Annotated in this window: 13 protein-coding genes and 1 pseudogene; 11 read left to right on the forward strand and 3 right to left on the reverse strand. The window is 71.5% G+C overall.

Going from position 1 to position 14,047, the window contains the following annotated elements; genetic code table 11:
* Window positions 1-69: 69 nt before the first annotated feature.
* Entirely contained in the window at window positions 70-738 is a 669-nt protein-coding gene (locus KAG51_RS10205) for an SDR family oxidoreductase (RefSeq protein WP_290583283.1), read from the reverse strand.
* Between the two features lie 42 nt (window positions 739-780).
* Between KAG51_RS10205 and KAG51_RS10210 the strand changes: the two genes are divergently transcribed.
* The 6 genes and pseudogenes from KAG51_RS10210 to KAG51_RS10235 all read left to right on the forward strand — a co-directional run bounded on the left by KAG51_RS10210 (window position 781) and on the right by KAG51_RS10235 (window position 8,143).
* Window positions 781-1,743 carry an o-succinylbenzoate synthase gene (locus KAG51_RS10210; protein ID WP_290583285.1) on the forward strand — a complete coding sequence of 321 codons (963 nt, stop codon included), beginning with the start codon at window positions 781-783 and terminating at the stop codon, window positions 1,741-1,743.
* Window positions 1,740-3,281, forward strand: coding sequence for a thiamine pyrophosphate-binding protein (locus KAG51_RS10215; RefSeq protein WP_290583287.1), 1,542 nt, complete (start codon window positions 1,740-1,742; stop codon window positions 3,279-3,281). Before KAG51_RS10210 ends, KAG51_RS10215 begins: the two co-directional genes overlap by 4 nt.
* Window positions 3,282-3,325: 44 nt before the next feature.
* A complete protein-coding gene (locus KAG51_RS10220) occupies window positions 3,326-4,903 on the forward strand; it encodes a GMC family oxidoreductase N-terminal domain-containing protein (RefSeq protein ID WP_290583289.1) in 1,578 nt (525 codons plus the stop codon).
* Complete coding sequence (locus KAG51_RS10225) at window positions 4,900-6,462, forward strand: aldehyde dehydrogenase family protein (protein ID WP_290583291.1); 1,563 nt, start codon at window positions 4,900-4,902, stop codon at window positions 6,460-6,462. Before KAG51_RS10220 ends, KAG51_RS10225 begins: the two co-directional genes overlap by 4 nt.
* 113 nt (window positions 6,463-6,575) lie before the next feature.
* Window positions 6,576-7,130 (forward strand): annotated as a pseudogene (locus KAG51_RS10230) (SGNH/GDSL hydrolase family protein); the annotation flags it as partial.
* Window positions 7,131-7,384: 254 nt separating this feature from the next.
* Window positions 7,385-8,143 (forward strand): SGNH/GDSL hydrolase family protein, encoded by a 759-nt coding sequence (locus KAG51_RS10235; protein WP_290583293.1) that lies wholly within the window; start codon window positions 7,385-7,387, stop codon window positions 8,141-8,143.
* A 117-nt stretch (window positions 8,144-8,260) separates the two neighbouring features.
* Here the strand turns inward: KAG51_RS10235 and KAG51_RS10240 are convergent, their stop codons facing one another.
* A complete protein-coding gene (locus KAG51_RS10240) occupies window positions 8,261-9,517 on the reverse strand; it encodes an isochorismate synthase (RefSeq protein ID WP_290583295.1) in 1,257 nt (418 codons plus the stop codon).
* A gap of 33 nt (window positions 9,518-9,550) precedes the next feature.
* On the opposite strand from KAG51_RS10240, the gene KAG51_RS10245 reads away from it, so the two are divergent.
* Window positions 9,551-10,246, forward strand: a complete 696-nt coding sequence (locus KAG51_RS10245) for a demethylmenaquinone methyltransferase (protein WP_290583297.1) — start codon at window positions 9,551-9,553, stop codon at window positions 10,244-10,246.
* 92 nt (window positions 10,247-10,338) lie between these two features.
* Here KAG51_RS10245 and KAG51_RS10250 read toward each other — a convergent pair whose 3' ends face one another.
* Complete coding sequence (locus tag KAG51_RS10250) at window positions 10,339-10,875, reverse strand: AAA family ATPase (protein WP_290583299.1); 537 nt, start codon at window positions 10,873-10,875, stop codon at window positions 10,339-10,341.
* 165 nt (window positions 10,876-11,040) lie between these two features.
* On the opposite strand from KAG51_RS10250, the gene KAG51_RS10255 reads away from it, so the two are divergent.
* The 4 genes from KAG51_RS10255 to KAG51_RS10270 are packed head-to-tail and all read left to right on the forward strand — an operon-like array spanning window position 11,041 to window position 14,007.
* Window positions 11,041-11,400: an NADH-quinone oxidoreductase subunit A gene (locus tag KAG51_RS10255; protein ID WP_290583301.1), complete on the forward strand. Its 360-nt coding sequence runs from the start codon at window positions 11,041-11,043 to the stop codon at window positions 11,398-11,400.
* Entirely contained in the window at window positions 11,400-11,954 is a 555-nt protein-coding gene (locus KAG51_RS10260; RefSeq protein ID WP_290583303.1) for an NADH-quinone oxidoreductase subunit B, read from the forward strand. Before KAG51_RS10255 ends, KAG51_RS10260 begins: the two co-directional genes overlap by 1 nt.
* Before the next feature lie 44 nt (window positions 11,955-11,998).
* The gene (locus KAG51_RS10265; RefSeq protein ID WP_290583515.1) at window positions 11,999-12,673 is read left to right on the forward strand and encodes an NADH-quinone oxidoreductase subunit C; all 675 of its coding nucleotides are present in this window, start codon (window positions 11,999-12,001) and stop codon (window positions 12,671-12,673) included.
* Window positions 12,673-14,007 carry an NADH-quinone oxidoreductase subunit D gene (locus KAG51_RS10270; RefSeq protein WP_290583305.1) on the forward strand — a complete coding sequence of 445 codons (1,335 nt, stop codon included), beginning with the start codon at window positions 12,673-12,675 and terminating at the stop codon, window positions 14,005-14,007. The genes KAG51_RS10265 and KAG51_RS10270 overlap by 1 nt, the downstream gene beginning before the upstream one ends.
* Window positions 14,008-14,047 lie beyond the last annotated feature (40 nt).

Genomic DNA, 14,047 nt, shown 5'->3' on the forward strand with positions numbered 1-14,047 from the left:
GTTTGTTGCGGCGGTGGACCAACAAAGTCACTCGTGACCACCAACAAAGTCTCTCGCGAGCGGTACGTCTCAGTGGGTCCCGGCGGTGGCCTGGGTGACGGCCTCGAGGACGGGCGTGGTGCCGCCCACGAGGTCCCACTGCTGGCGGACCGAGCGGCCGTCGTCGACGACTGCGGCGATCATCGAGGCGACGTCCTCGCGGGGGATCTCACCCCGGGCGACGTCGACGCCGAGCGTGACCTGCCCGGTGCCGGGGTCGTCGGTGAGGCCGCCCGGACGCAGGATCGTCCACGAGAGCGATGAGTTGCGCAGGTGCGCGTCCGCGTCGCGCTTCGCCTCGACGTAGACGCGCCACACGTTCTCGACGTCGTCGCCGAGCGGAGCGTCGACACCGATCGCCGAGACCTGGACGAAGCGCGCGATGCCGAGCGCCTCGGCGGCCTGGGCCGACCGGATCGAGCCTTCGAGGTCGACCGTGCGCTTGCGGGCAGCGTCACCGTCCGGCCCGCCGCCGGCGGCGAAGACGACCGCGTCGGCACCCTCGAGCGCGGCCTGCAACGCCTCGTCGTCGTCGTTCTCGATGTCGAACAACCGGGTCTCGACCCCCGCCTGCTCGAGCTCGTCGGCCTGCTCCTGGCGGCGGACGAGCGCGCGCGGCTGGTGGCCGGCATGGATGAGCTTGGGATGAAGGAGGCGAGCGATCTGGCCCGCCCCTCCGACGACTGCGATGGTGGCCATGTCTCGAGCCTACGGTCGCTCGGGTGACTAGGCTCCCTGAGTGTGACGTCCTCTGCGACACCGATCGTGTTCTCGCTGCCGCTGCGCGACCGCTTCCGCGGCATCACGCGGCGTGAGGGGGTCCTGATCGTGGGCCCGGCCGGCTGGGGCGAGTTCGCACCGTTCCTGGAGTACGGCGACGCCGAGGCCCGCTCCTGGTGGGCTGCGGCGGAGGAGGCGGCCACACTCGGGTGGCCCGCACCCGTGCGCGAGCAGGTGCCCGTCAACTGCATCGTCCCGGCCGTCACGGCCGAGCGGGCCGCGGAGATCGTGCGGGCGTCGGGGTGCCGGACTGCCAAGGTCAAGGTTGCCGAGCAGGGCCAGGGCCTGGCCGACGACCTCGCCCGCGTCGCGGCGGTCCGCGAGGCGCTGGGCCCGGAGGGTCGTGTCCGCGTCGACGCGAACGGGGGATGGAGCGCTGCCGAGGCCGTGGCCGCCGTCCGCGCGCTCGACGCCGAGGTCGGGCTCGAGTACGTCGAGCAGCCCTGCCAGCGGGTCGAGGACCTCGCCCGCGTCCGGCGGGAGACCGACGTGCTCGTCGCGGCCGATGAGTCGATCCGCAAGGCCGACGACCCCTATCGCGTGGCCGAGCTCGAGGCCGCCGACATCGCGGTCCTGAAGGTCGCCCCGTTGGGCGGCGTGCGGGCCTGCCTGACGATCGCGGAGCAGATCGGTCTGCCGATCGTGGTCTCCAGTGCGGTCGACTCCTCCGTGGGCCTGGCTGCGGGGCTCGCGCTCGCTGCCGCGCTGCCCGAGCTGCCCTACGCCTGCGGGCTGGGCACCCAGGCGCTGCTCGAGAACGATGTCGTCGCGGACCCGCTCGCGCCGGTCGACGGGCTGCTCTCGGTGCGCCGCCCCGTCCCCGACCTGGAGCGCCTGCGTGCCGTCCGGGCCGATGACGAGCGCACGGCCTGGTGGCTCGACCGGGTCGCCCGGGTCGCGCCGCTCGCGGGACGGCCGGCATGAGTGCCGCTCCGGAGTCGGTGGAGACCGCCCGCCTGCTCGTCGAGCGCCTCCTGGGGCTCGGCGCGACCGAGGCGGTGCTGGCCCCGGGGTCGCGGTCAGGACCCCTGGCGCTGGCCCTGCACGCGGCCGATGCGCAGGGGCTGATGCGGTTGCACGTCCGGGTCGACGAGCGGGAGGCCGGGTTCCTCGCGCTGGGGATGTCGAAGGTCACGGGGCTGCCGGTGCCGGTCGTCACGACGTCGGGCACGGCGGTGGCCAATCTTCACCCGGCGATGCTCGAGGCCTGGCACACCGGCGCGCGGGTCGTCGCCGTCACGGCCGACCGGCCGGCGCGCATGCGCGGCACGGGCGCCAGCCAGACCACCGACCAGCGCGAGATCTTCCCCCGGGTGAGGTTCGTCGACACGGTCGAGGGGCTCCGGCCGAGCGCCGGACCCGTGCACCTCAACCTCGAGCTCGACGAGCCCCTGATCGAGAATCGCTCGTGGTACTTCGAGGTGGAGCGGTGCGTGCCGCCGGTCCCGATGCCGATGCCGGGAGAGCAATTGGCCCCGGGGCCGCGGACGGTCGTGGTCGCCGGCGACGGCGCCGGTCCCGAGGCTCGCCGCATCGCCGACTCCGGAGGGTGGCCGCTGCTGGCCGAGCCCAGCTCCGGCGCCCGCGACGAGCACGCGATCGGCGCCTACCGGCTGATCCTGGCCGGCCACCCCGTCGCCGACCGGATCGAGCGGGTCGTGTGCCTCGGCCACCCCACGTTGTCACGGCCCGTGACCTCGCTGCTGCTGCGCGACGACATCGAGGTGGTCCACGTGGGCGGGCGCCACACCTTCCCGGGTCCGGCGGGACCGAACGTCCGGTTCGTCGATCGGGTCGACGTCGACGAGGCCGACGACACCGACTGGTTCCCCGCGTGGGTCGAGGCGGACCGGGTCGCCGGCGCGGCGATCGAGGACCTCGCGCCGGCGGCCCACCGGCTCGCTGGCGCCGTGTGGCGGGCGAGCGCCGGCGGCGTCCTCGTGGTGGGTTCGTCGTCGGTGGTCCGTGACCTCGACCTGCTGCCCCCCGGGCCGGCCCCCGACCTGGTCGTGGCGAACCGGGGCCTGGCCGGCATCGACGGCATGCTCTCGACCGCCGCGGGCGTCGCCCTCGCGGCCGGGCGACCCGCCACGGCGTTCGTCGGCGACCTGACCTTCCTGCACGGGGCGAACGGACTCCTGATCGGACCCGCCGAGCCTCGCCCCGACCTGCGCGTGGTCGTCGCGTCCGACGACGGCGGTGCGATCTTCTCACTGCTCGAGCAGGGCGCCCCGCCCTTCGCCGACGCGTTCGAGCGGATCTACGGCACGCCCACCGGGGCCGACCTCGCGGCGCTGTGCCGGGCCCACGGGGTGGCCCACGAGATCGTGGCGGTCGACGACCTCGCCCGGGCACTCACCGTGGCGCCCCGCGGGCTCTCGGTCGTCGAGGTGCCGCTCGACCGGTCGACGCGCCGAGCCGACGCCGCGGCCCTCTCCGCGGCCGCCGTCGCCGCATTCTGACAGCGACACTGGCACGGTCAACCGACCGGGAGTACGGTGGTGGCGTGGGTCACAATTCCGAGGTCTTCGACTACGTCATCATCGGGTCCGGAAGCGCGGGCGGCGTCATCGCCGCCCGGCTCAGCGAGGACCCGCAGGTCCGGGTGCTGCTGCTCGAGGCAGGGCCCATGGACGACGACGACATGATCCACCTGCCGGCCGGCTTCTCGACCCTGTTCCGCACCAAGTGGGACTGGGCCTACCGCACGACGCCGCAGAAGATGCTCTCCGGGCGTCGCTCCGACTGGCCCCGGATGAAGGCCCTCGGCGGCTGCACGTCGATGAACGCGATGATCTACATCCGCGGCAACCGGGCCGACTACGACGAGTGGCGCGACGTCCATGGCGCCGACGGCTGGGGCTACGACGACGTCCTGCCGTACTTCAAGCGCTCCGAGGGCAACCAGCGCCTCGGAGGCGAGTACCACGGGTCCGACGGGCCTCTCTGGGTCGAGGACCGCCGGTACAACCACGAGCTGACGCACGCCTTCGTCGACTCCGCGGTCGCCTCGGGACTCAAGCCCACCGACGACTTCAACGGTGCCGAGCAGGAGGGCGCCGGCCTCTACCAGGTCACGTGCCGCAAGGGTCGACGCTGGTCGGTCGCCGACGCCTTCATCCGTCCCGCGATGGACCGCCCGAACCTCACGGTGCGCACCGAGGCGTTCGTCACCAAGATCGAGCTCGACGGCACGCGCGCCACGGGGGTCACGTATCGCCGCCACGGGGTCACCGAGACGGTCAGCGCCGAGGGCGAGATCGTCCTGTCGGGCGGGGCGGTCAACAGCCCCCAGCTGCTGATGCTGTCGGGCATCGGGCCGGGTGCGCAGCTGCGCGAGCATGGCATCGACGTCGTCGTGGACTCCCCGGAGGTCGGCCGCAACCTGCAGGACCACCCCATCACGGCCGTGCTGTTCGACACCAAGAACACGTCCGACCTGGCCGAGAGCCTGAACCTGGTGAACCTGCTGAAGGCGCAGAAGCTCGGCCGTGGTCCGCTGAGCTCGAACGTCGCCGAGTCGGGGGCCTTTCTCAAGTCCAGCGACGACCAGCCGGCGCCCGACCTGCAGCTGCACGTGCTGCCCACGGGCTTCTGGGACAACGGCCTCCACGAGGTCACCAAGCGCGGACTCGTCATCGCGCCCACCCTCGTGCGGGTCGAGAGCGTCGGCCAGATCACGCTCCGCTCGGCCGACCCCACCTGGCACCCCGAGATCGATCCGGCCTACTACTCCGAGCCGTCCGACCTGGACCGCATCCTCGTCGGCATGCGCACGGCCTTCGAGATCGCGTCCACCGGGCCGCTCACCCGCTACGTCGACCGCCCCTGGACGCCGAGCAGCTGGAACCCCACCGACGACGAGATCATCGCGACGATCTCGCGGCTGGGCCAGACCGTGTACCACCCGGTAGGCACGTGCTCGCTGGGCAAGGTCGTCGACGCCGACCTGCGCGTCATGGGCGTCGAGGGCCTGCGGGTGGCCGACGCCTCCGTGATGCCCCGCGTCCCGCGCGGCAACACCAACGCCCCGACCATCATGATCGGCGAGAAGGCCGCCGATCTCATCAAGGAGTCACGATGAGTGTTTCGCCCTCTGGTCCCGAGCTGTCCGGCCCGCTGTTCGGCGCGGGCGAGCCCCCGATCTCCTCGCTGCCGGTCCGCGAGGGCCCCACGTTCGAGTCGCTCGACCCCCGCACCGGCGACGTCGTCGGTGAGCACGCGATCCACAGTGCCGAAGAGGTCGAGGCGGCTGTCGAGCGGTCGCGCCTGGCCGCGATCTGGTGGCGCGACATCGGCTTCGATGGCCGCAAGGAGTTCCTGCTGCAGTGGCGCAGCGTCATCACCCGGCGCCTCGCCCAGATCTCGCACCTGGTGCACCTCGAGACGGGCAAGCCGCACGGCGACGCCCAGCTCGAGATCGGGCTCGCGATCGACCACGTGAACTGGGCGGCCAAGAACGCCAAGAAGGTCCTGGGGCCGTCGTCGGTCTCCTCCGGAGTCTTCGCGATCAACCACGCCTCGTCGGTGCGCTACAACCCGCTCGGCGTGATCGGGGTCATCGGACCGTGGAACTACCCGGTCTTCACCCCGCTCGGCTCGATCACGTACGCGCTGGCGGCCGGCAACGGCGTCGTGTTCAAGCCCAGTGAGTACACGCCGGGGGTCGGCCGCTGGCTCGTCGACACGTTCACCGAGGTTGTCGGTGGTCGCCCGGTCCTGCAGCTCGTCACGGGCTACGGCGAGACCGGTGCGGCGCTGTGTCGCGCGGGCGTCGACAAGGTCGCGTTCACGGGCTCGGCCAACACCGGCAAGCGCGTCATGTCCGCGTGCGCCGAGAACCTCGTGCCGGTCGTGATCGAGGCGGGCGGCAAGGACTCGGTCATCGTCGACGAGGATGCCGACCTGGCCGCGGCCGCCGAGGGTGTGCTCTGGTCGGGCATGTCCAACGCGGGGCAGACCTGCATCGGCGCCGAGCGCGTGTACGTGCACCGGGCGGTCTTCGAGCCGTTCATGACCGAGCTGCTCGAGCAGGCTCGCGCCGTCACGGCGCATGCCGCGCCCGACTCGCTGATCGGGCCCATCACGATGCCCTCGCAGCTCGACGTCATCCAGCGCCACATCGACGACGCGATCGCCAAGGGGGGCCGCGTGGTCCTCGGTGGCTCGGACGCGGTCGGCGACCGTTTCGTGCAGCCCACGATCATCACGCACGTGCCGGAGGACTCCCAGGCCGTCACGGAGGAGACCTTCGGGCCCACGCTCGTGGTCAACCCGGTCGACGACATGGATGAGGCGGTGCAGCTCACGAACGCCACGGCGTACGGCCTCGCGGGCTCGGTCTACGGCAAGCGGCGGGCGGTCAGCATCGCGGAGCGGATCCGCTCGGGCATGACCTCGATCAATGCCGTCGCGATGTTCGCCGGCGTCCCGTCGCTGCCGTTCGGCGGTGTCGGTGACTCCGGGTTCGGACGCATCCACGGCGCCGACGGTCTGCGCGAGTTCACGTACGCCAAGTCCATCACGCGTCAACGGTTCAAGCCGCTCCTGAACCTGACCTCGATGCAGCGCGACGAGAAGACCGACAAGAACGCGGCCATGTTGATCAACCTGCTCTACGGCGGTCGCAAGACGCTGCGCTGACCCGGTCCGCGGGCGGCCCCGGGCCCGGCGGGCGACGAGAGTTGCCCGTCGGGTCACGTGTCGTTCACCGGCCGCCTGGCGGTGGGCCGCGTGTCGCCCCGTAGCCTGCAGGGGTGACGAGGCGGATCATCCACCGGCGGTTTGTCGCCCTCGGTGACTCCTTCACCGAGGGAATGGGCGACCCCGATCCCCAGCGACCCAACGGTGTGCGCGGGTGGGCCGACCGGGTCGCCGAGCAGATGTCGGCCGTGACGCCGGGCGTGCAGTACGCCAACCTCGCGATCCGCGGCAAGCGCCTCGAGCAGATCGTCGCGGAGCAGCTCGGGCCGGCGCTCGCGCTGCGCCCCGACCTCGTCGCGATGTTCGCCGGGGTCAACGACCTGATGCACCTGCGGGTCCGCATGGACGAGCTCATGGCGGTCTACGAGGACGTCGTCGTCACGGTCCGCGCCACGGGTGCTCGAGTGCTGCTGTTCACGATCAGCGACCCCGAGCCGGTGTGGATCTTCCGTCCCTTCCGGGGGCGCATCGCAATCTACAACGAGCTCGTCCGGCGGATCGCGCGTCGCCACGGTGCCACCGTCGTCGACCTCTGGGACGTGCTCGATCTGGGTGACCGCCGGTTGTGGGGCGACGATCGTCTGCACCTGGCCGCGCCGGGGCACGAGATCGTGGCTGGTGCGGTCTGCGAGGCGATCGGCCTCGGGCCCATGGTGCCGGCCGAGCCGTCGTCGGTGCTCGCTCCGCGCGGGCGCCGGCACCGACTGGCGTGGTTGGCCCGGCACGCGTTCCCGTGGTTCGTGCGCCGTCTGCGCGGGCGGTCGCTCGGCGACGGCCTCTCGCCGCGGTACCCCGCCCTGACGCCGCCGGTGCTCTCGGGTGCCCCGGTCGTCGGGGCCGAGGTGGCGTCTAGCCTTGCCGGATGCGATTCCGCCGCTACGTCGCCCTCGGCGACTCCTTCACCGAAGGCGTCGGCGACGCCGACCCCACCCGCCCCAACGGGGTACACGGATGGGCCGACCGATGTGCCGCCGCCCTCGCGCAGCACGATCCCGAGCTGACTTACGCGAACCTCGCGATCCGCGGCCGCAAGATGCGGTCGATCCTGGCCGAACAGGTCGCGCCGGCCCTGGCACTGGAGCCGGATCTCGTGTCGGTCTACGCGGGCGCGAACGACGTGCTGCGGCCCCGGATCGACATCGACGCCCTCGTGGCGGAGTACGACACCGCCGTGGCGCGACTCTCGGAGCAGGCGCACGTCGTGATGTTCACGGCGTACGACCCGGGTGAGTCGCCGGTGTTCGCGTTCCTGCGCGGCCGGTTCGCGATCTACAACGAGCTCGTGCGCGAGGTCGCGGAGCGGCACGGGGCCACGTTGGTCGACTTCTGGCGTCTGCGGGAGTATCGCGACGACCGGTACTGGGACGTCGATCGCCTGCACATGTCACGGGCTGGCCACGAGCGCATGGCGGCCGCGGTGCTCGACGCGCTCGGCGTCGAGCACGACCTCCGGCCGCCGGTGCTGCCGCCGCCCCCGCCGCTGACGCCGGCGGAGCGCCGCTCGGCCCATCTCGCCTGGGCCCGCGAGCACGCCGGCCCGTGGGTCGGTCGTCGCCTCCGCGGCACCTCCTCCGGCGACACCCTCACCCCCCGGTGGCCCACCCCCGTCACCCCCACCTGAGTAACGCTCGCGAGAGACTTTGTTGGTGGCCACGAGAGAGTTTGTTGGTGGTCAGGAGAGACTTCGTGCCAACGACGTCTCTCGCCGGTACCAACAATCTCTCTCGCGAGCGGAACTTCAGTCGCGGGGGGAGAGGGCCGCGCGGACCGGGATGAGCTTGGCGTCGGACTCCGCGAGCTCGTCGGCGGGCACCGAGCCGGCGACGATGCCGCAGCCGGCGAAGAGTCGGGCCGAGCGGGCGTCCGGGGCCAGCTCGGCCGAGCGCAGCCCGATGCCCCACTCGCCGTCGCCGTTGCCGTCGATCCAGCCGACCGGACCGGCGTAGCGCCCGCGGTCGAGCCCCTCGATCTGCGCGATCAGCTCGACCGCGTCGGCCGTGGGAGTGCCGCCGACCGCGGCCGACGGGTGGAGGTCGGCCACGACCGAGAGCACCGACGTGCCCGCGGGGACCACCCCGGCGACGTCGGTGGCGAGGTGCATGACGTTGGGCAGGTGCAGCACGAAGGGTGACTCCGAGCGCTGCACCGCCGAGCAGTGGGTGTGGAGTGCGTCGGCGACCGACCGCACGGCGTACTCGTGCTCCTCGAGGTCCTTGCTGGACCGCGCGAGCGATCCAGCCAGGGCCGCGTCGTGCGCGTCGTCACCCGTGCGGCGGATCGTGCCGGCGAGCACCCGCGAGGTCACGAGGCCGCGATCAAGCCGCACGAGCATCTCCGGAGTCGAGCCGAAGAAGCCGTCGACGTGGAACGTCCAGCAGGCCGGGTAGTCGCGGGCGAGCCGGCTCAGCGGCCAGCGGACGTCGAGCGGTCGCTCGAACTCGGCGCGGCTGGCTCGCGCGAGCACGACCTTGTCCAGCTCGTCGGCGTCGATGCGCCGGACCGCCGCGCCGACGGCATCGGTCCAGGCGTCGACGTCGCCGTCGTCGAAGGTGACCGCTCCGGGCCGCTGGGGGCGGTCGCCGGGGTGCAGGTCGGGGACGGGAGCCAGGGCCGTGCCGATCGTGGAGACCCAGGCGCGCCCGTCCCGGCGGCCCACGACGACCTCCGGCACGGTCAGGTGGGCGGCCCCGTCGGCGGCGAAGTCGAACGTGCCGAACGCCACGAGCCCCGAGCCCGGCGCCTCGAGGTCGTCCCGCACGACGGCCTGGTGGCGCACGGTGTCCCACCAGCGCGAGGCCTCGTCGAACCGATCGGCACCGGTGACGTCGAAGCTCGCCGCCCGGCCCCAGCCCACGAGGCCGTCGCCATCGTGCACCCAGGCGAGGAAGTCGCGCTCGGGCACGAGGTCCAGGAGGTCGTCGACCTCGACCTGGTGGGTGCGAACCAGCAGGCGCACGGGGGCGTCCGAGGCAGCGGGTTCGGCGGGGTTGGTCACGACGATCCACGATACCCGTGGGAGAGTGATCCGGTGAGTCGAGCCGACCTGGACAAGGACCCCCGCGAGGTCGCGAGCATGTTCGACCAGGTCGCCGCGCGGTACGACCTCACCAACGACGTGCTGTCGCTCGGACAGGACCGGCGCTGGCGTCGCGCCGTCGTTGCCCTCGTCGACCCGCAGCCGGGTGAGCGGGTCCTCGACCTCGCAGCCGGCACCGGCACCTCGTCTGAACCCTTCGCGGCAGCGGGTGCGCACGTCGTGCCGTGCGACTTCTCGCTTGGCATGCTGCGGGTCGGCAAGCGGCAGTTCCCCGACCTGCCGTTCACGGCGGGCGACGGCATGCGGCTGCCCTTCGCCGACGACTCCTTCGACGCCGTCACGATCTCGTTCGGTCTGCGCAACATCCACGACCCGGTCGAGGGCCTGCGCGAGCTGCTGCGGGTCACCCGGCCGGGCGGGCGCATCGTGGTGTGCGAGTTCAGCACGCCCACGTGGGCGCCGTTCCGCGGGCTCTACGTCAACTACCTGATGCGGGCCCTGCCGCCGGTCGCCCGGGCCGTGTCGTCGAATCCCGACTCGTACGTCTACCTCGCCGAGTCCATCCGTGCGTGGCCCGACCAGAAGGGGCTCGCGCTGCGGTTCGTCGAGGCGGGCTGGGGGCGAGTCGAGTGGCACAACCTCACCGGCGGCATCGTCGTCCTGCACCACTCCGTCAAGCCGGGCTGACGGCCAACAAAGTCGCTCGCGACCACCAACAAGGTCGCTCCTGACCACCAACAAAGTCTCTCGCGAGCGGAACCTCGAGGGTGTGGCGGAACCTAGAGGGTCGTGAGGAAGGCGTCGGCGGCCGTCTGGCTCCGGAGGTGGACCAGGGCGAGGTCGGGATGGCTGAGCTGAGCCTCGGGGACGAGCGTGCGGTAGTCGTGGCGGGTGCGCCAGGCCCACCGGATGATGTGGTTCGGCTCGGTGACGATGGTGCGCAACGGAGGCTCGACGTTGCCGGCCCACAGCTCGGTGCGGTGGCGCACGCGTCCGACGGTGCGCCGGGTCAGGCGCGTCATCGTGACCCGCAGCGGCAGGTCGAGCCAGACCAGCAGCTGCGCGCGGGCCGCCAGCACAGGACGAGCCTGCGGGTACTGCCACTCGGTGACCCAGGCGTCGGACTCGGCCAGCGCGAGCACCTCGGCGTCGAACTCGGGTCGCGGTGTCCAGGCGGGGCCGTGGTGGAGCGCGTCGAGCTCGGTGTAGGGAAGGTCCGCGGCATCGGCGATACGCCGGGCCAGGGTGGACTTGCCGGCGCCCGGGCGCCCCGCGACGAGAACCCGTCGGACGGGGCTTTCCGGACCGGGGTGCACGGGTCCATCCTGCCGCAGCCGGACCCCGCCGGCGGACCCCGCGACACGCTTAGTGTGACCTAAGTTACAAGGGACCCCCAGGCGGGCGTAGCGTGTGCTTCGACGTGGATGTGACCCGGTTCACAGCCCGTCGATCATCCGACCGAATGCCCTGCGGGAGGTGCGATGGACGCCTACACCCCGGTCCTGGTGCTGGGCGCGCTCGCCGCGGGCTTTGCCGTGTTCAGCATCGCGATCGCGCCGCTCACCGGCCCGCGCCGGTACAACCGCGCCAAGCTCGACCGGTACGAGTCGGGCATCTCGCCGAGCCCCCTGCCCGACGGTGGCGGCAAGGTCAGCGTCAAGTACTTCTTCACCGCGATGATGTTCATCGTCTTCGACATCGAGATCGTCTTCCTGTACCCGTTCGCGGTCGCCTTCGACCAGCTCACGTGGTTCGCGGTCCTCGCGGTGCTGCTCTTCCTCGTCAACCTCACGATCGTCTACGCCTACGAGTGGCGTCGCGGTGGAATGGAGTGGACCTGATGGGTCTGGAGGAGAAGCTCCCCAGCGGAGTCCTGCTGTCGACCGTCGAAGGCCTCGCGGGCTACATGCGCAAGGCCTCGTTCTGGCCGGCCACGTTCGGCCTGGCGTGCTGCGCGATCGAGATGATGACGTTCGGTGCGCCGCGGTTCGACTCGTCACGTTTCGGCATGGAGGTCTTCCGGCCCAGCCCCCGTCAGGCCGACCTGATGATCGTGGCGGGCCGGGTCAGCAACAAGATGGCGCCCGTCCTGCGGCAGATCTACGACCAGATGGCCGAGCCGAAGTACGTGCTGGCGATGGGCGTGTGCGCGAGCTCGGGCGGCATGTTCAACAACTACGCGATCGTGCAGGGGGTCGACCACGTCGTGCCGGTCGACATGTACCTCCCGGGCTGCCCGCCGCGTCCGGAGATGCTGATCGACGCCGTGCTCAAGCTGCACGACAAGATCCAGCACACCAAGCTCGGCGTGAACCGCGAGAACGAGATCACCGAGCTCGAGACCGTCGCGCTGTCCGCCACCCCGACCCTGGCGCAGAAGGGCTTGCTGAGGTGACCGACGAGACGGCCACGCCCGGCTCGGTGCCGGGGGACGACGTCGTGCCCAGCGACGCCCAGCAGCTCGAGGTCATCGGGGTGCGCGAAGGCGCCTTCGGGGTCTCCGGTTCCGGTGACACCAGCGGCTTCGGTGGCCTGACCCGTCCGGTCGTGATGCCGCCGGCGAGCACGGCGCCGTTCGGGGGCTGGTTCGACGAGGTCGCCGAGCACCTGGTCGACGGAGTGGGGGAGGCCGGGACCGGCGGCGCGATCGAGAAGGTCGTGGTCGACCGCGGCGAGATCACGTTCCACGTCCGCCGCGAGCTGCTCGTCGAGACCGCACGACACCTGCGCGACGACCCGACTCTGCGCTTCGAGCTGTGCTCGTCGCTGTCGGCCGTGCACTACCCGGGCGAGGTCGGCCGCGAGCTGCACGTCGTGATCCACCTGACCTCGATGAGCTTCCGGCGTCGGATCCGCGTCGAGGTCTCGGTCGCCGACGCCGATCCGCACCTGCCGAGCATCGTGGGCGTGTACCCGACGGCGGACTGGCACGAGCGTGAGGCGTGGGACATGTTCGGCATCGTCTTCGACGGCCACCCGGGCCTGACCCGCATCCTGATGCCGGACGACTGGCCCGGGCACCCGCAGCGCAAGGACTACCCCCTGGGCGGCATCCCGGTCGAGTACAAGGGTGCGACGATCCCGGCCCCCGACGAGCGCCGGAGGTACAGCTGATGACGACCACGAACGACCCGTACGCGGGCACGACCGAGTCGGCCGACGGACCCGTCTTCACCGTGACCGGTCAGGACTGGGACACGATCGACCCGTCCCTGGCCGACGGCGACCACATCGTCGTCAACATGGGCCCGCAGCACCCGTCGACCCACGGCGTGCTCCGCCTCGTGCTCGAGATCGACGGCGAGTCCGTCACCGACGCGCGCGCCGGCATCGGCTACCTGCACACGGGCATCGAGAAGAACATGGAGTACCGCACGTGGACGCAGGGCGTCACGTTCTGCACCCGCATGGACTACGTGGCGCCCTTCTCCAACGAGGCGGCGTACGTCGCGGCGGTCGAGCGGCTGCTGCAGATCGAGGACCAGGTGCCCCAGCGGGCGCAGGACATCCGCATCCTGATGCTCGAGCTCAATCGCATCAGCTCCCACCTGGTGTGCATCGCCACGGGCGGCATGGAGATCGGCGCACTGACCGTCATGACGTGCGGCTTCCGCGACCGTGAGCTGATCCTGGACTGCTTCGAGGCGATCAGCGGCCTGCGCATGAACCACGCGTACTTCCGGCCCGGCGGCGTCGCGCTCGACCTGCCCGACGACGGACTCCAGCGGGTCCGCGACACCGTGGCGGTGCTGCGCAAGCGCCTGCCGGAGTATGCCGCGCTGTGCAACGCCAACCCGATCTTCAAGCGCCGGCTCAAGGGAGTCGGCCACCTCGAGCTCTCCGGCTGCCTCGCGCTCGGCCTGACCGGTCCGGTGCTGCGCGCCACCGGCTACGACTGGGACCTGCGGCGCACCCAGCCCTACTGGGGCTACGACACGTACGACTTCGACGTCGTCACGTGGGACGAGCCCGACGCCTACGGTCGCTTCCGCGTCCGCCTCGACGAGATGTGGGAGTCGCTGCGCATCGTGGAGCAGTGCCTCGCCCGCCTGGCTGACTCCCAGGGTGAGCCGACCATGGTCGCCGACCGCAAGATCGCCTGGCCCTCGCAGCTCTCGGTCGGCGCCGACGGCCAGGGCAACTCCGCCGAGCACATCGCCCACATCATGGGCGAGTCGATGGAGGCCCTGATCCACCACTTCAAGCTCGTGACGGAAGGCTTCCGGGTGCCGCCCGGACAGGTCTACACCGCGGTCGAGTCGCCGCGCGGCGAGATCGGCTGCCACGCGGTCTCCGACGGCGGCACCCGCCCGTACCGCGTGCACTTCCGCGATCCCTCGTTCGTCAACCTGCAGGGCACCTCGATCATGAGCGAGGGCAGCATGATCTCCGACGTCATCGTCGCCGTCGCCAGCATCGACCCCGTCATGGGCGGTGTCGACCGATGAGCCTGCTCGCTTCGCATCGCAGTCTCACCGGCCGCCTCGC

Origin of the sequence: Aeromicrobium sp. (assembly GCF_023146395.1) — a bacterium.
GTDB lineage: Bacteria > Actinomycetota > Actinomycetes > Propionibacteriales > Nocardioidaceae > Aeromicrobium.

Coding starts and splice junctions, on each gene's coding strand:
- KAG51_RS10205 (WP_290583283.1), bottom strand. CDS start 738: ATGGCCACCATCGCAGTCGTCGGAGGGGCGGGCCAGATCGCTCGCCTC.
- KAG51_RS10215 (WP_290583287.1), top strand. CDS start 1,740: ATGAGTGCCGCTCCGGAGTCGGTGGAGACCGCCCGCCTGCTCGTCGAG.
- KAG51_RS10225 (WP_290583291.1), top strand. CDS start 4,900: ATGAGTGTTTCGCCCTCTGGTCCCGAGCTGTCCGGCCCGCTGTTCGGC.
- KAG51_RS10235 (WP_290583293.1), top strand. CDS start 7,385: ATGCGATTCCGCCGCTACGTCGCCCTCGGCGACTCCTTCACCGAAGGC.
- KAG51_RS10255 (WP_290583301.1), top strand. CDS start 11,041: ATGGACGCCTACACCCCGGTCCTGGTGCTGGGCGCGCTCGCCGCGGGC.
- KAG51_RS10260 (WP_290583303.1), top strand. CDS start 11,400: ATGGGTCTGGAGGAGAAGCTCCCCAGCGGAGTCCTGCTGTCGACCGTC.
- KAG51_RS10270 (WP_290583305.1), top strand. CDS start 12,673: ATGACGACCACGAACGACCCGTACGCGGGCACGACCGAGTCGGCCGAC.